The organism is Corynebacterium camporealensis, assembly GCF_000980815.1.
Taxonomy (GTDB): Bacteria; Actinomycetota; Actinomycetes; order Mycobacteriales; family Mycobacteriaceae; genus Corynebacterium; species Corynebacterium camporealense.
In genome coordinates this window covers 1,055,765-1,073,947 of sequence record NZ_CP011311.1, presented here as the reverse complement: position 1 = coordinate 1,073,947, position 18,183 = coordinate 1,055,765, and the positions used below count along the sequence as shown (strand labels likewise).

General features: G+C 60.7%; 18 protein-coding genes. 5 read left to right on the top strand and 13 right to left on the bottom strand.

Annotated elements, in window-relative coordinates; genetic code table 11:
- Window positions 1–64: 64 nt before the first annotated feature.
- Both gatA and gatC read right to left on the bottom strand, forming a co-directional pair.
- Entirely contained in the window at window positions 65–1,552 is a 1,488-nt protein-coding gene (gene gatA, locus UL81_RS05045; RefSeq protein WP_035105605.1) for an Asp-tRNA(Asn)/Glu-tRNA(Gln) amidotransferase subunit GatA, read from the bottom strand.
- Window positions 1,553–1,849 (bottom strand): Asp-tRNA(Asn)/Glu-tRNA(Gln) amidotransferase subunit GatC, encoded by a 297-nt coding sequence (gene gatC / locus UL81_RS05040; protein WP_035105606.1) that lies wholly within the window; start codon window positions 1,847–1,849, stop codon window positions 1,553–1,555.
- Window positions 1,850–2,065: 216 nt separating this feature from the next.
- On the opposite strand from gatC, the gene UL81_RS05035 reads away from it, so the two are divergent.
- Window positions 2,066–2,731 carry an ACT domain-containing protein gene (locus UL81_RS05035; protein WP_035105607.1) on the top strand — a complete coding sequence of 222 codons (666 nt, stop codon included), beginning with the start codon at window positions 2,066–2,068 and terminating at the stop codon, window positions 2,729–2,731.
- On the opposite strand, the gene UL81_RS11495 is transcribed toward UL81_RS05035, so the two are convergent.
- From UL81_RS11495 to ligA, 3 genes are read right to left on the bottom strand one after another with little or no spacing between them, the layout of a single operon-like run.
- Window positions 2,728–3,186, bottom strand: coding sequence for an HAD family hydrolase (locus UL81_RS11495; RefSeq protein ID WP_052097732.1), 459 nt, complete (start codon window positions 3,184–3,186; stop codon window positions 2,728–2,730). The genes UL81_RS05035 and UL81_RS11495 overlap by 4 nt on opposite strands.
- 17 nt (window positions 3,187–3,203) lie before the next feature.
- Window positions 3,204–3,503 (bottom strand): HAD family hydrolase, encoded by a 300-nt coding sequence (locus UL81_RS11490; RefSeq protein WP_052097733.1) that lies wholly within the window; start codon window positions 3,501–3,503, stop codon window positions 3,204–3,206.
- 2 nt (window positions 3,504–3,505) lie between these two features.
- Complete coding sequence (gene ligA, locus UL81_RS05025) at window positions 3,506–5,548, bottom strand: NAD-dependent DNA ligase LigA (protein ID WP_035105608.1); 2,043 nt, start codon at window positions 5,546–5,548, stop codon at window positions 3,506–3,508.
- A gap of 50 nt (window positions 5,549–5,598) precedes the next feature.
- On the opposite strand from ligA, the gene UL81_RS05020 reads away from it, so the two are divergent.
- Complete coding sequence (locus UL81_RS05020) at window positions 5,599–6,270, top strand: 3'-5' exonuclease (RefSeq protein WP_035105609.1); 672 nt, start codon at window positions 5,599–5,601, stop codon at window positions 6,268–6,270.
- On the opposite strand, the gene UL81_RS05015 is transcribed toward UL81_RS05020, so the two are convergent.
- Window positions 6,267–7,178: a uroporphyrinogen decarboxylase/cobalamine-independent methonine synthase family protein gene (locus tag UL81_RS05015; protein ID WP_035105611.1), complete on the bottom strand. Its 912-nt coding sequence runs from the start codon at window positions 7,176–7,178 to the stop codon at window positions 6,267–6,269. The genes UL81_RS05020 and UL81_RS05015 overlap by 4 nt on opposite strands.
- Window positions 7,179–7,340: 162 nt before the next feature.
- Here UL81_RS05015 and UL81_RS05010 point away from each other — a divergent pair, with 162 nt between their 5' ends.
- Window positions 7,341–8,405, top strand: a complete 1,065-nt coding sequence (locus tag UL81_RS05010) for an HNH endonuclease signature motif containing protein (protein ID WP_046453338.1) — start codon at window positions 7,341–7,343, stop codon at window positions 8,403–8,405.
- Here the strand turns inward: UL81_RS05010 and mnmA are convergent.
- Window positions 8,402–9,487: a tRNA 2-thiouridine(34) synthase MnmA gene (gene mnmA / locus UL81_RS05005; protein ID WP_035105612.1), complete on the bottom strand. Its 1,086-nt coding sequence runs from the start codon at window positions 9,485–9,487 to the stop codon at window positions 8,402–8,404. The genes UL81_RS05010 and mnmA overlap by 4 nt on opposite strands.
- Window positions 9,488–9,563: 76 nt before the next feature.
- Between mnmA and UL81_RS05000 the strand changes: the two genes are divergently transcribed.
- On the top strand, window positions 9,564–10,412 hold the full coding sequence (locus tag UL81_RS05000) for a spermidine synthase (protein WP_035105614.1): 849 nt from the start codon (window positions 9,564–9,566) through the stop codon (window positions 10,410–10,412).
- Here UL81_RS05000 and UL81_RS04995 read toward each other — a convergent pair.
- The 6 genes from UL81_RS04995 to UL81_RS04970 are packed head-to-tail and all read right to left on the bottom strand — an operon-like array spanning window position 10,390 to window position 16,063.
- Entirely contained in the window at window positions 10,390–11,493 is a 1,104-nt protein-coding gene (locus UL81_RS04995; RefSeq protein ID WP_046453337.1) for a cysteine desulfurase family protein, read from the bottom strand. The two genes, UL81_RS05000 and UL81_RS04995, sit on opposite strands and share 23 nt — an antisense overlap.
- Window positions 11,494–12,438 carry an electron transfer flavoprotein subunit alpha/FixB family protein gene (locus UL81_RS04990; protein ID WP_035105616.1) on the bottom strand — a complete coding sequence of 315 codons (945 nt, stop codon included), beginning with the start codon at window positions 12,436–12,438 and terminating at the stop codon, window positions 11,494–11,496.
- A gap of 14 nt (window positions 12,439–12,452) precedes the next feature.
- Entirely contained in the window at window positions 12,453–13,235 is a 783-nt protein-coding gene (locus UL81_RS04985) for an electron transfer flavoprotein subunit beta/FixA family protein (RefSeq protein WP_035105617.1), read from the bottom strand.
- A gap of 24 nt (window positions 13,236–13,259) precedes the next feature.
- Complete coding sequence (locus UL81_RS04980) at window positions 13,260–14,396, bottom strand: THUMP-like domain-containing protein (protein WP_046453336.1); 1,137 nt, start codon at window positions 14,394–14,396, stop codon at window positions 13,260–13,262.
- Window positions 14,397–15,224, bottom strand: coding sequence for an NUDIX hydrolase (locus UL81_RS04975; protein ID WP_035105618.1), 828 nt, complete (start codon window positions 15,222–15,224; stop codon window positions 14,397–14,399). It abuts the gene before it with no gap.
- 38 nt (window positions 15,225–15,262) lie between these two features.
- The gene (locus tag UL81_RS04970; RefSeq protein ID WP_046453335.1) at window positions 15,263–16,063 is read right to left on the bottom strand and encodes an ABC transporter ATP-binding protein; all 801 of its coding nucleotides are present in this window, start codon (window positions 16,061–16,063) and stop codon (window positions 15,263–15,265) included.
- Between the two features lie 75 nt (window positions 16,064–16,138).
- On the opposite strand from UL81_RS04970, the gene UL81_RS04965 reads away from it, so the two are divergent.
- Window positions 16,139–18,148, top strand: a complete 2,010-nt coding sequence (locus UL81_RS04965) for a maltotransferase domain-containing protein (protein ID WP_035105619.1) — start codon at window positions 16,139–16,141, stop codon at window positions 18,146–18,148.
- The last annotated feature ends 35 nt before the right edge of the window (window positions 18,149–18,183 follow it).

The window sequence follows — 18,183 nt, the reverse complement described above, 5'->3', positions numbered from 1 at the left end:
GACAAACGCCGCGGTGTCTTCCCCGGTGAAGGGAAAACCCGCGGCGTTGAAAAGCTGGAAACCCCTAAGCGTTTCGGCCAGCTTCGTAGGCTGCACCGACCTTGTACAGGCGGTCATCGGCAAATGCAGGTGCCATGATCTGCAGGCCGGTCGGCAGGTTGGAGTCCTTAGCCATGCCAGATGGCACCGACATACCGCACAGACCCGCCAGGTTCAGAGGCAGGGTGCACAGGTCGAAGTTGTACATCGCCATCGGATCCTCAGCCTTCTCGCCCAGCTTGAAGGCCGTAGTCGGGGTGGTCGGGGTGACCAGCACGTCGACCTGCTCGAAAGCCTTGGCAAAATCCTGCGCAATCAGGGTACGCACGCGCTGTGCCTGCAGGTAGTAGGCATCGTAGTAGCCCACGGACAGTGCATAGGTACCCAGCATGATGCGGCGCTTAACCTCCGGGCCAAAACCAGCGGCACGCGAAAGCGACATGACCTCTTCGGCCGAATGCGATCCGTCGTCGCCTTCGCGCAGGCCGTAACGCATGCCGTCGAAACGCGCCAGGTTGGACGAGACCTCACACGGCATAATCAGGTAGTACGCGGCGAGTGCATCGTTGAAGTGCGGGCAGTCAACCTCGACGGTCTCAGCACCCTGGGACTTCAGCTGCTCGATGGCCGCATGGTAGGCATCCATGACGCCGTCCTGCCAGCCATCGCGCTCAAATTGCTTAACGATGCCCACCTTCACACCGCTCAAATCACCCTTGGCGCCCTCCTTGGCAGCTTCTACCACCGGAGCAACTGGGCGATCCACAGAGGTGGCATCGAAGGCATCGTGGCCTGCGATGACCTCGTGCAGCAGTGCGGTATCCAGCACGGTGCGTGCACAGGGGCCGGCCTGGTCCAGCGAGCTGGCCGCAGCAATCAGGCCATAGCGCGAGACGGTGCCGTAGGTCGGCTTCACGCCGACGGTGTTGGTCAGCGCGGCTGGCTGGCGAATAGAACCGCCAGTATCGGTACCAATGCCCAGCGGTGCCTGGCCCGACGCCAGTGCTGCGGCAGTACCGCCGCCGGAACCGCCCGGGGTGCGCTCGGTGTCATAAGGGTTCTTCGCCGGACCATACGCGGAGTTCTCATTCGACGAACCCATCGCGAACTCATCCAGGTTGGTCTTGCCCAGAATCGGGATGCCGGCTTCGCGCAGACGCTTGGTGACGGTGGCATCGTAAGGCGCCATGTAGCCTTCGAGCATATTCGATGCCGCGGTGGTCGGGGCATCGGTGGTCACCAGCAGGTCCTTCAGCGCCAGCGGCACACCGGCCAGCGCGGAAGCAGGCTTCTCGCCGGCATCGAGGGAGGCATCGACGGCATCGGCAGCTGCCAGTGCTTCCTCAGCACCAACGTGCAGGAAGGAGTTCAGCTCTCCGTTAGTTTCTGCGATGCGGTCTAAGAAAGCCTGGGTGACCTCACGGGAGGTCAGCTCGCGGGAGTGAATCTTGTCTGCCAGTTCGGCAGCAGTAAGCGACAGTACGCCTTCAGCAGGAGCAACAAAGTTCGACATTTATTCTCCTCCCAGAATCTGCGGAACTACGAAACGATCATCTTCAGCAGCCGGAGCCTGGTCGAGGGCCTGCTCGGCGGTGAGGGTGCGGACGATGACGTCCTCGCGCATCGGGGCATCTACCGAGTGCGGGTGGCTCATAGGCTCCACGCCTTCGGCATCCACGTTTCCGACAGCGGACACAGCGTCCACAATTTCGTCGATTTGCTCGGCGAACTGCGACAATTCTTCGTCGTCAAGTGCCAAGCGAGAAAGCTTAGCGAGGTGGGCGACCTCTTCACGCGAAATCTCAGACACGCGATCTCCATCCTTTTTCTTTGTGCATAAATGTCACGTTAATGGCTATCGCACCATGCTACTGCACGGCATGCTTCCGCTCCACGGTGGCCCTAATCTCACGAGGCGTGCTCCATACTCCAGCAGGGCGCGGCACTTTAGACGCGCCCTGTTGAGGTCTCTGCCGAGCAATAGGTATCATGGGCCGGACTACCCGCTAATGGAAGAAACTTCGACATGTCCTTTTTGATTCGCGTACTCCTGCCCGATAGCCCTGGCAGCTTAGGCCAGCTTGCCGACGCATTCGGACTCGTCGAAGGCAACATCCAATCCGTGGACATCGTGGAGGTCTTCCCCGATGGCACCGTGATGGATGACATCGTCATTGAGCTGCCGGCCGAGGTCATGGCCGATTCGCTGATTACTGCCGCAAACGCTGTTCCGGGCGTAGAAGTCGATTCCATCCGCCCGTTTTCCGGCCGGGTCGATCGCCGCGGCCAGATCGAGCTGCTGGCGAAGGTGGCCTCCAAGGTCAATGATGTTCCTGCCGCGATGCAGGAGGTTGCTTCCGCTATCCCGAAGGCCTTGACGTCGACCTGGGCCATTGTCGTGGACAACAACGAGCCGATTCATCGCCTGGCGTCCTCGTCGGCTGCCCCGGAAGATGACGGCACTGTTCCTGCGGACATCAAGGTCGACCGCGCGCGCAGCCTGCGCCCCGAAGATGAAGCCTGGATTCCAGAGTCCTGGTCGCTGCTCGACTCCGCGCTGGCGGCAGCCCCGCTGGGTGATACCGGCCTGGTTATCGTCATGGGCCGTACCGGCGGCCCTGACTACCTTGCCTCTGAGGTTGAGCACCTGGGCAACATCAGCACCATTTTGGGTGCATTCCTGCGCGACTAAACCTTCCCGCTCAGCAAAGCCTGCAGTCCTGCCGGCACATCATCAATCACATGCGTGACTTGGCTCTGCATGTCGTTGGGTGCCCAGGGGAAGCTGAAGGAGGCATCGGCAAGCATGTGCATGGGCAGGTCATTGTAGGAATCACCAAAGGTATATAGCTCCACCTGGTCCCGGGTTAAGTTCAGGTGAGCCAAAAGCTTTCCGATGCCCACACCCTTATCATTGCCCGGCGGCATCATATCCAGCAGCCCGCTGTTAAAAGAGATCTCCAAGTGGTAGTTGTTCTGTGCCCACTGAGCGATCTCCTCCAATAGGGCTTGTTTCCCGGGCGCCCAAAGTGCCAAGAGGACGACTTTGGACATGCGGACGTCGGTGAGCGGGACTTCCTGGACGTGCGGGATGAAGGGATGCGCGCCGTCGATGCCGCGCCATAGCAACCGGTCGGGGCGGTCCATGCTGGCGACGTAGATGTTTAAGCCCTTGGTGCCCGCGTAGGTGTCGAGGAGTCGGTAACCAGCTGGTCTGGCACGTGCTGCTCGATGAGGATGTCGAAGTTGCGATCAGTAAGCACCGTGCCGTTGTTGAGCAGGTGGAAATCCATGGTGAGGTTGCCGCTGCGCAGGGCGTTCCGGCACGGATCCAGCGACTTGCCGGTAGCAGCGATGGCGAGGTTGCCCGCGGCCTGCCAGTCCTTGATGGCCTGAGCGGTGGCCGGGGCAATCTGGTGGTCGATATAGATGGTGCCATCCATATCGAAAGCGGCAATCCGCATTCCTAGTCCCCTACTTCACCGGTATCGAGCAGCTGCTTGAAGCCTGCTTCATCGAGAATGCGCACACCGAGGTCGCGGGCTTTGTCTTCCTTGGATCCGGCGTTGTCGCCTGCCACGACATAGTCGGTCTTCTTCGATACTGAGCCGGTGGCTTTGCCGCCGCGGGAGATAATCGCTTCCTTGGCGGAATCGCGGGTGAAATCCTCTAGGGTGCCGGTGACGACGATAGTGAGGCCTTCTAAGACCTGTTTGGGTTTGTCTTCGGCGGCGATCTCCATGGTCACGCCAGCTTCGGTCCACTTCTCGACGATTGCTTGGTGCCAGTCGACTTCAAACCAGTTTTTGAAGGATTCGGCGATGATGCTGCCGACGCCATCGGTTTCGGCGAGGTCTTCTACGGCAGCGGCGCGCAGGGCTTCCATGGATCCGTAGCGGGATGCCAGGGCGCGGGCGGCGATCGGGCCGACGTGGCGAATCGATAGCGCAACGAGTACGCGCCAGAAATCGGTGTTGCGGGCGGTCTCTAGGTTGTTCAGCAGCTTTTTACCTTGGGCGTTGAGCGTGCCCTTCTTGGTGGTAAAGGCCTTGGTTTGGGTGAGTTTTTCCTCATCGAGTTCGAACAGCCCGGATTCGTCTTGCAGCACACCGGATTCGATGAGATCGATAGCGGCTTTTTCGCCCAGGACCTCGATGTCGAGTGCCTTGCGGGAAGCCAAGTATTCCAGGCGCGCGGCTAGCTGTGCTGGACAGGACTGGGTATTCGGGCAGCGCCAGTCTTGGTCGCCTTCTTTTTGCGGTGCGAGCGTGGTTCCGCACGCGGGGCAGTTGTCGGGAAAGACCCATTCTTTTTCGCTGCCATCGCGAAGCTCGAGCACCGGGCCTAGGACCTCCGGGATGATTTCGCCGGCCTTGCGGATGATCACCGTATCGCCGATGAGCACGTTTTTGCGCTTGACCTCGTACTGGTTGTGCAGGGTGGCCATCGACACCGTGGAACCAGAGACAAACACCGGCTCCATGACGGCATAGGGAGTCACACGTCCGGTACGGCCGACGCCGACTTCGATGTCGATAAGTTTCGTGGTGACTTCCTCCGGCGGGTACTTGTACGCAATCGCCCAGCGCGGTGCACGGCTAGTAGCACCCAGGGCGCGCTGGGAACCAAGGTCGTCGACCTTGACTACCAGGCCGTCCATTTCGAAGTAGGCGTCGTGGCGGTGTTCGGCCCAGTACGCGACCTGCTCTAAGACCTCTTCGGCTGAGTCCACGCGCTTGGTATAGGGCGATACCGGCAGGCCCCAGGCTTCCAGGGCGGAGTAGGCATCGTATTGCGAGGTCGGCGAAAAGCCTTCGCGGGCACCAATGCCGTGGCAGACCATGTGCAGGCGTCGGCGCTTGACCTCTTCCGGGTCCTTCATCCGCAGACCACCGGCGGCAGCGTTGCGGGGGTTGGCAAACGCCGGTTTACCGTCCTCGCGGCGCGCGGCGTTGATCTCTTCGAACTCGTCCGGGCGCATGTAGACCTCGCCGCGAATTTCCACCAATCCTGGAACTGGATAGTCCTCGGTGCCGGTGAGCTCATGCGGGATGTCGGGAATCACCCGGGCGTTGTTGGTGATGTCCTCGCCGACGCGGCCATCGCCACGCGTCGCAGCCGTTGCAAGCCTGCCCTCGCGGTAGACCAAGTCGATGGACAACCCATCGATTTTGAGCTCGGTGAGATACGTCTTGGCCGGAGTGCGCTCGAGCCAGTCGCGCATCTCGTCGTTGCTAAAGACGTTATCCAGGCTCATCAGCCGCTCGAGGTGCTCAATGTCCGCAGCACCCTCCGGGGCGGCACCGACCTGCTGGGTCGGTGAATCCGGGGTGGCTAGCTCCGGGTGCTCTTTTTCGAGCTGCAGGAGTTTCTGGAATAACTCATCGAAGTCCGCATCCGGAATCGCGGGCTCACCGTTGTAATACAGCTCCCGATGCCGCCGGACTTCCTGGGCCAATTCTGCCCAGTCGCGTTGCCATTGCTGTGGATCATTTCCCGAATTGCTCACAGGATCACAGTACCGAACGCGTGTCCGGGCTAGCTACTAGAGTAAGGGGCATGACTTTCGACGCCTCCCGCATGCTCTCCTTCGATTTGGAAACGACCTCGACGAATCCGAAGGAGGCTAAGATCGTGACCTCTGCGCTAGTGCGTATCGATGGCCGCGATGTGCAGTCCCAGGAAATGCTCGCCGACCCAGGCGTCGAGATCCCCGAGGCCGCCGCAGCTATCCACGGCATTAGCACCGAGAAAGCCCGCGCGGAAGGCCGCCCGCACGATGAGGTCTTAGATGACACCGTCAAAGCCATCAAGAACGCCTGGGACGAGGGTCTGACGTTGGTGGTCTACAACGCCGCTTATGATCTCTCCGTGCTGCGGGCGCTCACGGGCGATTTCACCGTTACTGGCCCCGTCTATGATCCCTTCGTCATCGACCGCGTGATGGACAAATGGCGCAAGGGCAAGCGCACCTTGGGCGAGGTCTCCAAGCACTATGGCGTCGAACTCACCAACGCCCACGAAGCAACGGCCGATGCCCTTGCCGCCGCCCGCGTGGCCTGGAAGCAAGTCCGCCAGTACTATCCCGAACTTGCGCAAAAGGACGACGATGAGCTCATGGAGTTCCAAGCTGTGCGCTGGTTCGAAGACCGCGAGGCGTTCAAGAAGTACCTCGAAGGCCGCGGCCGCGATGCCAGCGATGTCTCTACCGCCTGGCCAATGATTTCCTAAAGGTCGCCTGCGTCCCTGCCTAAAATCTCTGCCACTTCCGCTACGTAGGCATAGTCCTTGGCGCCCTCGACCTCCACGGGGTAGACATCCACCGCCGTGGCGAGTAACTCCTTCTGCAAGCCCAGTCGGTCCATGTGCCGCGCCAGCTCAATCGCGGCCTCCCGCGCCGATGCTTTCCGATGCAGCCCCAACCCCACTCGGTTACCCGCATCCAACCACTGCCCCAGCCCATCTAGGTGTTCCGGGGTATCCAGCCCCGCAAACTCCAGCAGCGGCGTGCCTACAGGAATCTCCCACAGCGGAGTTCCAAGATGAAGGTAATCCGGTTCGAATCGCTCCAACGTATCCAAAGCTACCTCAGCTGGCACTGGTCGCACCGGGTCGAAGTCGGTGGTGCCGGGAAGACCGCGTAGGGCATCGGCAAGCATGGGCTCATCTAGTTGGAGGATCACCTCAGCATTAAAGCGCCGGGCGACATCCTGGCAATGCTTGGCGATGCCCACCTGCAACTCCCCGTGCACATCCCGCACCGCACCATAATCGGTGAGCACCCGGTGCCCATTGGGCAGCTCGAGGGCGGCAGCCATCGTCCACGGGCCAACCACCTGGACCTTGACTCGCTCAAGGTCCTCACCCCAGACTTCCTGAACGGCATCTAAGTCGCGTTCTAGTTGGTCGCGCAGCTGGTGGGTAATTAGTTGCGGGCGGTCGGTGATGCGCCAGGAGCGGGGTCCGCGGTCTAAGGGGACATCGGAAAGCACTGCAGCAGTACGGCCGACCAAGTCGGAGCCTAGGCCCCGGTCGGGAAACTGCGGCAAGTGCGGCAGCCCGCCGGTTTCGCTGAGGATGATATCTGCTGCCTCAGCGACGTTGCTGCCAGGATAAGGTCCGATGCCGAATGCGACCACGTAGCCTCCTTAAGAATTTGTCTGCCCACAGTCTAGTTTTTGGCGTACCCCTAAACCCTTATTGGACTGAAGTTTTAGGCTTATGGTTCCGAAAAATTCGATTTTGGGAGACATTACACAATCGCTGGTCAGAAGGGATTTTCTTTCGCTACTGTGGCGCACATGACAGTTTCGCACACGCTTTCCGATGCCCGCCTCGTCGGGCTCGATGTGCTGCGCGAAGCATTTGTCTCCGCCTACCGCTTGGCCGAATACCTCGATATTGACCCGGCGAAGACGAAGTCCTGGGCGCGAATGGCCAAGGTGTATTACGACAAGACGAAGTTCACCGCGAAACAGCGCGAGGCCGTCGACGCTGCGGAGGGTTATTCGATTCACCGGTTAGAACTCATTGAAAGCTATGCCCGCCGGATTAAGGACGTAGGCCAGCAGTGGGAGTTTCGCTTGCGACTGCTGCGTGCGGGTGGTTCCTTTGCGGAGGTCAAGCAGCAGGCCAAAGAGCAGATTTCGGAGTTCGTGGAACCGCCCAGCCCGAAGCGCGGTTTGCGGATGAACCAGGACAGCGAGAAGCAGTGGAGCATGCACATCCGCGATACCCCGGATAAGATTTCCACGCTGCGCAAGACGCTAGAGGAAATGGTCGAAGACCACGGTGATGAGCGCTCGCTTGCCGATGCCTTCTGGCAACTCTTAAACGACGGCGGCAATCTGGTCACCCCGACTTATCGCACGGTGGTGGCCATTGGCTTGCCGGAGTACGTGCGTATTTTGCGCGGGCATGGCGATGACGTCGTGCTGGGGTGTTCGGATGGCACGACGATGACCGGTGCGCAGTGGTTGGGCACCGCGCAAGACGATGAGGTCTTTGCCGGGTTGTTTCACCCGGTGCATGGCCCGGTGAATTTGTACCAGACGCGCTTTGCGTCGTTTAAGCAGCGCGTGCTCGCTATGGCTGAGCAGCTCGTCTGTCCCTGGCCGGGCTGTCGTGTGCCTGCGGATCGCTGCCAGGTCCACCACATGCACGCCCATTCTCAAGGTGGTGGGACGCATCCGGAGAATCTGACCATGTTGTGTGGCTATCACAACTCCGTGGTGGGCAAAGGCGATGGTTATCGGGGCAATATCATCCGCGAGGACGGTGAGATTGTCTACAAACCACCAGGTAAGGCCCCTCCTCGAAAGAACCCGCATCCCACGAGGGATTTGGGCGCGATGAGTTTAATTTAGCTCGTTGCGCAGATAGTTCCCGACCCCAGCACGATATCGCCCAGGTCATCGGGGCTGGGAAGATACAACACCGCGGCTTGTCCCCGGGCTACTCCTTGTAGTGGCTCGCTGAGGGACAACGTCATGGTGTCGTTGTCGCGATCAATGATTGCCTGACACGGCACCACGGAGCCATGCGCGCGGACTTGGACTTCGCAGTCGACTTCGCCATCCATGGCCGGGTGGAGGTACTTCAGGCGGTCTGCCTGAATCTCGGTGACTTTAAGGTCCTCGCGTGCGCCGACGGTCACGGTGCCGGTCTCAGCGTTGATGTCGGTGACGTAGCGCGGTCGGCCATCGGCAGCTGGTGCCTTGATATCAAGTCCCTTGCGCTGGCCGATGGTGTAGTTCCACGCGCCGTCGTGGCTTTTGAGCTCCTGGCCTTCCTGGTCAACAATCATGCCTGGGCGCAAACCGATGTGCTTTCCCAAGAACGCTTGGGTGTTGCCATCGGGGATAAAGCAGATGTCGTAGGAATCGGGCTTAGAGGCCGTCGAAAAGCCATGCTTGGCGGCTTCTTCCCGGATTTGTGGCTTCGGGGTATCGCCAATGGGGAAAAAGCAGTGCTCTAATTCCTCCGCGGAAATCACACCCAGCACATACGACTGGTCCTTGTTCTCGTCCTTGGAGCGTCGCATGTAGCCCTCGGAGTCAATGGTGGCGTAGTGGCCGGTGGCCACCGCGTCGAAGCCAAGAGCCATGCCCTTTTGCAGCAGGGCACGGAACTTGATTTTTTCGTTGCAGCGCAAACACGGGTTCGGGGTTTCACCACGAGCGTAGGAGTCGACGAAATCGCCGATGACTTCTTGTTTGAACTCATCGGAGAAATCCCAGACATAAAACGGGATACCGAGCTTGTCGCAGATACGCCGGGCATCCGCGGAATCCTCCAGCGAGCAGCAACCACGGGCTTTTTCACGGGTTTGCTGGGCGTCCTGGTGTAGTGCTAAGTGCACGCCGACGACGTCGTGTCCGGCTTCCACGGCACGGGCTGCGGCCACAGAGGAATCCACACCGCCGCTCATGGCTACCAATACACGCATTGTTTCCCTCCGTTTGACTTCCAACTTGCCGGGTCAGTCTACTCGCAATACCTCCTGGTGCCTAAAGTGGAGTTTTATGGGCAGAAAGCGTGAGTCTTCGATTACTGGCACCTACGAGATTTCCACTGGCACCGCCGAGGTCATCGCGGATAATTACTACGACGATGGTTTTCTCCTCCACGTCAACGGTGTGCCCAGCTCGCATATTGTTTTAGGCCAACCAGAACTCCTTGATTTTGAGTACATGCGCTGGATTGCGGCTGCCATCGAGAAGCTTCTGCCGGTAGCTCCGGACGAGCTGCGGATGACGCACTTAGGTGGTGCGGGCTGTTCGCTCCCGCGCTATTTTGCGCACTTGTGGCCCAAATCCCGCCACACTGTCGTCGAACTGGATGGCAAGTTGGCTGATTTAACGCGCGAGCTTTTCGATGTCCCCCGCTCCCCGACCGTCAAAATCCGCGTCGGCGAAGCCCGTGCAGTCACCGAGACTTTTCAGCCGGCAAGCCGCGACGTAATCATTCGTGACGTCTTTGCAGGTGATACCACTCCCCATTCGTTGACAACACAGGAGTTTTTCCAGGCTGCCTATAACTCTCTTGGCCCGCAAGGGTTATTCGTGGCTAATTGCGGCGACCACTCGGATCTGCAGGGAGCGAAAGCCGAGATTGCTGGGCTCAACGCTGTGTTTAGCAACGTCGCAGTGATTGCGGATCCGCCGATGCTCAAAGGCCGGCGCTACGGCAACATCATCCTTATTGCCTCTGATGGCGAGCTACCAAAGTTGAATACTCCAGAGGCTGCCGGACTGGCCAAAGCACTACTCGGTGGCGCTGTGCCTGCGCATTACAAAGACCCCGCCTGGACTACCAAGTTCCAGGGCGGGGCCACACCTCGTAGGGACGCTACACCAGACGCGCACGCTTAACGATGTCCGGGAGTTTATCCAGAATAAACTCCACGTCCTCGTCGGTCGTATCGCGGCCAAGGGTAAAGCGCAGTGCGCCGCGGGCAACCTCATCGCTTGCGCCCATCGCTTCCAAGACGTGGGAAATCCGCTGCACGCCTGCCGAGCACGCCGACCCGGCAGAAGCCTCGATGCCCTGCTGATCCAGCAGCAACAGCAAGGAATCGCTATCGGTACCGGGGAAGGAAAACTGCACATGCGAGCTCAACGCCGGTTCCTGGGTATGGACGGCGACGTCATCGATGCTGCCCAGAACCCCATCGCGCAACCTATCGCGCAGGGCTCCAAGCCGCTTGTTTTCTGCCTCCATCTCGGCGCAGGATTCTTTTAAGGCTGCGGCAAGTCCTGCCGCGGAGGCAACATCGATGGTGCCGGGGCGAATGCCGCGCTGCTGGCCACCGCCAAGCATCAGCGGCTGCGGTGCCGGGGTGCGCTTGGCCAACAACAAACCGATTCCGCGCGGACCGCCGAACTTGTGTGCACTGGCAGCCAGGGTCGTGGCACCGAGCTCGGAAAAGTTTACGGGCAGCTTACCGATGACCTGCACCGCATCGACATGCACCGGCCCCTGCGCGTGCTCACAAATCTCGCGCACGGGTTGCAGCGTGCCAGTTTCGTTGTTGGCCCACATACACGCAATCACATCGGCAGGCGTATCCAGCGCGGACAAGTCAGAGACGTGGCCATCGGAACCAACGGGCAACAGGTCGACATCGGCGCCGCGCTTGCCCAACGCACTGACAACCTCACGGACTGCCGGGTGCTCAATATCAGTCGAGACAATCCGGTTCGTCGACCCTGCGTTATAGAGTCCTTGGACCGCAATATTGTTGGACTCCGTGCCCGAGGCGGTGAAAATGACCTCGATGGGCTCGCAGCCAAGGAGCTGGGCGATGGTCTCGCGGGCATCGTCAAGCACGGAGCGTGCTTTGCGCCCGGAGGCATACTGCGCGCCGGAGTTTAGGCACCCGGCGGCGTCGACCCAGGCATCGATAGCCGCCTGGCGCATCGGCTGCGTGGCGGCATAGTCGACGTAGGGCATTTACTGCTTCCTCTTGTCCAGCTCAGCCACGAGTGCCGGGGCAATCTCGTGCAGGTCGCCGACGACGCCAAGATCTGCAATCTGGAAGAAAGGCTCATCCTGATCCTGGTTGACCACGATGATGGTACCGGCGGTCTGCATGCCGGAGGTGTGCTGGATGGCACCGGAAATGCCCAGGCCGATGTAGAGGTCTGGCGAGACGGTCACTCCAGTCTGGCCGACCTGGTGGGCCGGGTCGTAGAACCCTTCGTCGACGGCATCGCGGGTGGCACCGACAGCGCCGCCGAGTGCGTCGGCAAGCGGTTCGACCACGGAAGCGAATTCGTCGCCTACGCCGCGACCGCCGGCGACCACGACCTTGGCAGCAGTCAGCTCTGGGCGAGCGGACTTCTCAGCCGGGGTAAACGCGGTCACGGTAGCGTCCTTCGCGGTGGCTGCCGGCAGTGGCATGGGAGCTGCAGCGCCCTCGGCAGGCTGTGGATCCGCGGCCACCGCGCCCGGGCGCAGGGTGTAAATCGGGCTTGGGCCGGTGGCCTTGGTGTGGGTTTCGTAAGAACCGCCGAAAATCGTCTGGGTCGCAACCCCCTCGGCGTTGACGGAATCAACATTGACCAGTGCGCCGGAAGCCAGGCGTGCCGACAAACGACCGGCAATCTCATTGCCCGCCGGAGTGGCAGCCAGCAGAATCGGTGCCGGATTGGCCTTGGCCAGCGCCTCGAGGGCGTCGACCTCCGGGGTAATCAAACGCTGGTCGTAATCGGCAGCGCTGGCCTGGACGACCTGGGCTGCACCCAGCTGGGCAAGCTCCGCGTCGAACTGGTCAGCCTGCGCGCCGACAACAACCGCGGAAACCACGCCCAAGGGACGTGCGGCAGTGATGAGTTCTCCGGTTACCTCGGCAAGTTCACCTGCGGAGTGTTCTACCAATACGTATACGTGCGACATGAAAGAATTTCCTCCTAAATCAGGTTCTTAGCAACCAGGTAATCGGCAATCTTGGTGGCAGCCACAGCCGCATCCGGCTCGGAGATAACCTCTCCGGCCTCACGCGGCGGGCGCTGGGCAGCAGACAAGACCTCAGTCGTCGGTGCGACAGCCTCAATGCCCAAAGCAGCAACATCCAAAGTCGTAATCTCTGCCTTCTTCGCTGCCATCAGTCCCTTGAAGTTCGGGAAGCGCGGCTTGTCGGCCTTATCGGTGACGCTAATCAGAGCCGGCAAGGATGCTTCCAGCTCAAAGTGGCCGCGGGAATCCTCACGAGTACCGCGCACCGTGCCTTCAGACAACGACGCCGCACGCAGCTCCGTAAGCGCCGGAAGCTGACGGTACTCCGCCAGCAGGCCAGCCAGCAGGCCGGTAGAGGCATCGGAAGCTGCATTGCCCAACGTAATCAGCTGGACATCGTCAATAGTGTTCAGCGCAGCATTCAACGTCCACGCCGTAGACAACCCGTCGGCACCGGCGAGGGAATCATCAACGACATGCACCGCATCGTCAGCACCCATGGCCAAGGCCTTGCGCAGTGCTTCATCGGCAGCTGCAGGGCCCATGGTCAGCGCCACGACGCGGTAACCGGCATCCGGGTTCTCATCGCGCAGACGCAGTGCCTGTTCGACGGAGTACTCGTTGATTTCATCGATGACGTTATCCACGCTGCCGCGGTCCAAGCGGTGGTCCGCCTGCAGCGTCTTCGTCGACCAGGTATCCGGTACGTGTTTGACCAAAGCCACAATTGCGGGCATGAGTCACATCCCTTTCCGCTAGATTTATGTTGCGTAATTATTCTCGGACGATACTACTCGGGGATGGCACACAAGGGCGATTCCCTTCGTGCCAATTCGGGTCAAAATCACAGCCCGAGCATTACTCCCCTTGAGTTTGAGCTTCTTGCGCAAGTTATCCGGGTCCACATTCAGCCCGCGCACAAGGATTTCCACCCGGCCTACGCCTGCGGCCTGCAGAGCGGATTTCAGCCTTTTCACCGGCACGGCCTCGATGAATTCAAATCCGGAAGTACCTGCGGGAATCCGGTCGCCAGTAAGGTAGGCAATCCGCGGGTCGAGCTGGTGCAAGCCTTCGCGCGCGGCGTAGTGCCGGACCAGTCCTGCGCGCACGATTGCTCCATCGGGGTCGAGCACATACTTTCCGATGCCGCCTGCCTCCGGCAAGTCCGTTTCCTCATCCGTGACCTCATCCCGGCTGCCGTCGCTGCGCAGGAGCACAGCTTTGCGGCCGGTGCCGAGTCCTGGGGTATACAGGCAGGCTTCCTTGACTCCCCCATCCAGGCTGGTGACAGTCACCAGCCCTTCCCAGTCGCTAAAGTCCAGACCCGGCGCGCACTTGACGGCTAGCTCGCGGCCTTGGTGTGCCTCTAGGAGGTCTGGCAAGGGTGGCAAGAGCTTGGAAGGGTCGGTGATGCGTCGGCCTCCGCTGCGGCGGGCAGGATCCGCGACGACGACATCGGCGCGCGAGGTCACCGTGGTGGCATCGGCTCGCAGCAGCCAGGCATCCTCACCTAGGTTGTGCCGGGCCATGACGAGGCGCACGGGGTCGAGGTCGCTGCCGAGGGTGGTCAGGTGGGCATCGGCAAGCGTGTGCATTTCTGTACCGATAGAACAGGTGACGTCGTGGACCAGGCCGACGCCAGCAGCAGAGAGGAAGCGGGCGCGCTCGGCGGCTACGGGCAGCGGGGTGGCCTGCTGGGCAGAATCACTATCGGCCAGCCACCTAGCAGGCAGCTTTCCGATGCCCCGAGCCTTCAGCAACTCCGCCACCGCGCGACCGTGGTCACCGAAGCGATCGCGTAAGAACTCCGCGGCCTTTAAGGGGTCGTTCGGGAATTCCAATTGGAAGTCTCCGGCGTGGGCGCGGAAGAAGTCGATATCGGACAGGCTAAAGCTCATTTAGATTCGATCCACAGGGTGGGTGGTGAAGTATTCGCGGTAGGTCTCATCGTCGCGCGGGTCGCCGATGATGGGGCGAAGATCGGAATACGAGACATTGTCGAGGACTTCCTGGGTGCTGTTGTAGCGCGATAAGCGCTTGAGCTGCGCCCAGGTCGGAGCGACGAGACGGACCAGTCCTGCGCGCCAGCCGTCGAGGACGAGCTGGGGTGGGAACCAACCGGCATCGTCAGCTTCTGTGGTGGTGCCATCAGGTGCCTGGCCCTCCGGCAGCTTGGCGACGAAGAAGAACGTATCGAACCACTGGCCTTTCTCCACGCCAGCCCAGCGGGCCCAGGGCTCAAGCATGTCGGCATCGACGCGCATTCCGTTGTCGCTGAGGAACTCAGTAAAGGATATGTCGTGAGATTCCAGCAGGTAACGGTCATCGTGGTAGCGGCGGGCGTTGCGGACGATATCGCCGTCTTGCAAGGTCAGCAGCGTGCCTGCTTCCTCAAAGAGTTCGCGGGCGGCAGCAAAAACCAAGGCGTGGGCTTTGTACTTGGTCACGCCCATCCGCCGGGCCATGGACACCACGGAGCGGCCGGCCCACAGGTCACCGGAGTCCCACTGCCTAGGTGGAAAGTCGCGGACGTCGACGCCACCTCCGGGAAACACGGCGTGCCCGGGGTAGTTTTTCATCGTCGAGACGCGCTCTTGGACCCAGACTTCCAGGCCCTCGGCGCCATCGCGAAGCAACAGCACGGTAGCGGCCATCCGTCCGCCGTTGAACCCGCGGGTATCACCCGGGTCAATGGCGTCGAGGCGGTCGTGGATATGCTGCGTCATCTACCTATAGTGCACGAGGTCGAGGGGAATACTCGAGTCTAGCGCAGACGGCGGGCGAAGTAGCGCTCTCCGATGCGGTCGACCTGGATGGGCTGCCCGAAAGCCTTGCTGAGGTTTTCCGAGGTCAGCACCGAGTTGATGAGTCCTTTGGCCACGACCTTACCCTCATCGAGAAGCATGGCGTGCGTAAACCCGTACGGGATTTCCTCCACATGGTGGGTGATCATGACAATGGCCGGGGCATCAGCATCCAAGGCCAGGTCACCGAGGTAGCCGACAAGGTCCTCGCGACCGCCGAGATCCATACCTGCGGAAGGCTCATCGAGGATGAGCAGCTCGGGGTTAATCATCAGCGCGCGGGCTAGAATGACGCGCTTTTTCTCACCCTCAGACAGGGTGCCCCAGGTGCGCTTCTTCAAATGCGTCGCACCGACCTGGGCCAGGATGTCATCGGCACGGGAGAAATCCATGTCCTGGTATTCCTCACGCCAACGGCCCAGCACGGCGTAGCCGGCAGAAATAACCAAGTCATCGACGCGCTCCTGGTCTGGGATGCGCTGCTGGACTGCGGCAGAAGAAATACCAATCTGGGCGCGCAGGTCACGCATATCGGTCTTACCCAGACGCTCGCCCATGAGGTACGCCACGCCCTTGGAGGGGAATTCTTCAGCAGCAGCCATGCGGACCAGCGAGGTCTTGCCCGCACCATTAGGCCCGATGATGACCCAGCGCTCGTCGAGCTCAACTTGCCAGTCCACAGGCCCCACTAAGGTCTTGCCGCCACGGCGTAATTCGACGTCGCGGAAATCGATCAGCCAGTCTTCGTCAGTAGGTGTCATATCCTTCACACCACCATTGTGACCGATTTCTGTGTTGTCGGGTGAAACTGACACAGCTGCACTACCCTAAAGGGTATGACTTCCCGGCTAGGCATTGATGATGTTCGCCCCGTCGTTTCCGGCGGGACCCTTCCTTCGAAGGCAGTTGTAGGAGAGGTAGTTCCGGTCACCGCACTGGTGTGGCGCGAAGGCCACGACGCAGTGGCAGCTACCCTATCGGCCTGGCCAGCAGGGGCCTCGTCGGTAGCTTCTGCCACCATGCAGGTAGACCCTCATGACCAGGACCGCGTGCACGGTACGTTTAGCCCGGGCACGCAGGGCCGTTGGTTCTACCGCGTGGATGCCTGGGCGGACCCTGTGGCTACCTGGCGCGATGCGGTGCAAAAGAAGATGGCTGCCGGCCAGGGCGCGAAGGAGCTCGACAACGACCTGCGCATCGGTGAGGATTTGTTCTCCCGCGCAGCACTGCAGACCCCAACCGAGCTGGCTGCCCCGCTGATGGAGGCTGCCCGCAAGCTGATTGATACCGAGCTGTCTGTGCCCGAGCGCGTCGAGGATGCCTTTAGCGCCGAGGTCACCCACATCCTGCGCAGCCACCCGCTGCGGGAGAATCTGGTCGAAGGCCCCATCCGTGAGGTCTACGTTGAGCGCAAGGACGCGCTGTTTAACTCCTGGTATGAGCTCTTTCCGCGCTCGACCGGTGGTGTCGATGCCAACGGTGAGCCGGTGCATGGCACCTTTGCCACCACTGCCGATGCCTTGGAGCGCGTGGCTGCCATGGGCTTTGACACCGTGTACTTCCCGCCGATTCACCCGATTGGCAAGGTCCACCGCAAGGGCAAGAACAACTCCGTGACCGCAGAGCCTGACGATGTCGGCTCGCCCTGGGCCATCCAGGACCACACGGCCACCCACCCGGAGTTGGGCACGATGGAGGACTTCGAGAAACTGGTCGAGCGCGCTGAGGAACTTGGCCTGGAGGTCGCACTCGATTTGGCCCTGCAGGCTTCCCCGGATCACCCCTGGGCGAAATCCCACCCGGAGTTTTTCACCGTGCTTCCCGATGGCACCATTGCCTACGCCGAAAACCCACCGAAGAAGTACCAGGACATCTACCCGCTGAACTTCGACAATGCCCCGGATACGATCTATGAAGAGATCTACCGCGTGGTCATTGGCTGGGTCGAAGCTGGTGTTACCACCTTCCGCGTGGATAACCCGCATACCAAGCCGGCGAACTTCTGGTCCTGGCTCATTGCCAAAGTGCATGCCACCTACCCGGATGTCATCTTCTTAGCGGAGGCCTTTACTCGCGCCCCGCGCCTGTTTGGTCTGGCAAAGTCCGGCTTTAGCCAGTCTTATACCTACTTCACATGGAAGACTTCCAAGCCGGAGCTGACGGAGTTTATGGAGATGCACCGCGAGCAGGCTGATATTTGCCGCCCGAATCTCTTCGTCAACACCCCGGATATTCTGCACGAGTCGCTGCAGACTGGCGGTCGTGCGATGTTTGCCATCCGCGCGGTGCTGGCCTCTACCCTCTCACCACTGTGGGGTGTCTACTCCGGCTTTGAGCTCTACGAGCACCAGGCCGTCAAGCCCGGCAGTGAGGAATACCTGGATTCGGAGAAGTACGAGCTGCGCCCGCGTGATTTCCAGGCAGCGGTCAACTCCGGGGATTCGCTGGAGTCCTTCATCCGACTGCTCAACACGATTCGTCGCGAGAACCCAGCGCTGCAGCAGCTGCGCAATCTGCACTTCCACAACGTCGATAACTCGAATATCATCGCCTACTCCAAGGTCGATACCGTTTCTGGCAACGTCGTGCTCGTCGTGGTCAGCCTGGATCCGCGCAATCCGCAGGAAGCCACCGTGGATATCGATATGGCTGCCATTGGACGCAACCCCGGTGAGGTCTACACCGTCCAGGACGTCATTACCGGTGCTGCGTATTCCTGGTCGAACCGTAACTTCGTGCGTTTGGAGCCGCTGCGCGATGTCGCTCACGTGTTCATCTTGCCGGATGCCGACGCCGAACTGCGCGAGCAGATAGCCTGGCGAGAAGTCACCGACTACCGGCCATAATTTTCTTTCCTACCGATTTTTCTAAGGACATCTCA

What these genes read in the sequence shown, in the direction of transcription:
- gatA (WP_035105605.1), bottom strand. Translation starts at nt 1,552, where the DNA reads ATGTCGAACTTTGTTGCTCCTGCTGAAGGCGTACTGTCGCTTACTGCT.
- UL81_RS05035 (WP_035105607.1), top strand. Translation starts at nt 2,066, where the DNA reads ATGTCCTTTTTGATTCGCGTACTCCTGCCCGATAGCCCTGGCAGCTTA.
- UL81_RS11495 (WP_052097732.1), bottom strand. Translation starts at nt 3,186, where the DNA reads ATGGACCGCCCCGACCGGTTGCTATGGCGCGGCATCGACGGCGCGCAT.
- UL81_RS11490 (WP_052097733.1), bottom strand. Translation starts at nt 3,503, where the DNA reads ATGCGGATTGCCGCTTTCGATATGGATGGCACCATCTATATCGACCAC.
- UL81_RS05020 (WP_035105609.1), top strand. Translation starts at nt 5,599, where the DNA reads ATGACTTTCGACGCCTCCCGCATGCTCTCCTTCGATTTGGAAACGACC.
- UL81_RS05010 (WP_046453338.1), top strand. Translation starts at nt 7,341, where the DNA reads ATGACAGTTTCGCACACGCTTTCCGATGCCCGCCTCGTCGGGCTCGAT.
- mnmA (WP_035105612.1), bottom strand. Translation starts at nt 9,487, where the DNA reads ATGCGTGTATTGGTAGCCATGAGCGGCGGTGTGGATTCCTCTGTGGCC.
- UL81_RS05000 (WP_035105614.1), top strand. Translation starts at nt 9,564, where the DNA reads ATGGGCAGAAAGCGTGAGTCTTCGATTACTGGCACCTACGAGATTTCC.
- UL81_RS04995 (WP_046453337.1), bottom strand. Translation starts at nt 11,493, where the DNA reads ATGCCCTACGTCGACTATGCCGCCACGCAGCCGATGCGCCAGGCGGCT.
- UL81_RS04990 (WP_035105616.1), bottom strand. Translation starts at nt 12,438, where the DNA reads ATGTCGCACGTATACGTATTGGTAGAACACTCCGCAGGTGAACTTGCC.
- UL81_RS04985 (WP_035105617.1), bottom strand. Translation starts at nt 13,235, where the DNA reads ATGCCCGCAATTGTGGCTTTGGTCAAACACGTACCGGATACCTGGTCG.
- UL81_RS04980 (WP_046453336.1), bottom strand. Translation starts at nt 14,396, where the DNA reads ATGAGCTTTAGCCTGTCCGATATCGACTTCTTCCGCGCCCACGCCGGA.
- UL81_RS04975 (WP_035105618.1), bottom strand. Translation starts at nt 15,224, where the DNA reads ATGACGCAGCATATCCACGACCGCCTCGACGCCATTGACCCGGGTGAT.
- UL81_RS04970 (WP_046453335.1), bottom strand. Translation starts at nt 16,063, where the DNA reads ATGACACCTACTGACGAAGACTGGCTGATCGATTTCCGCGACGTCGAA.
- UL81_RS04965 (WP_035105619.1), top strand. Translation starts at nt 16,139, where the DNA reads ATGACTTCCCGGCTAGGCATTGATGATGTTCGCCCCGTCGTTTCCGGC.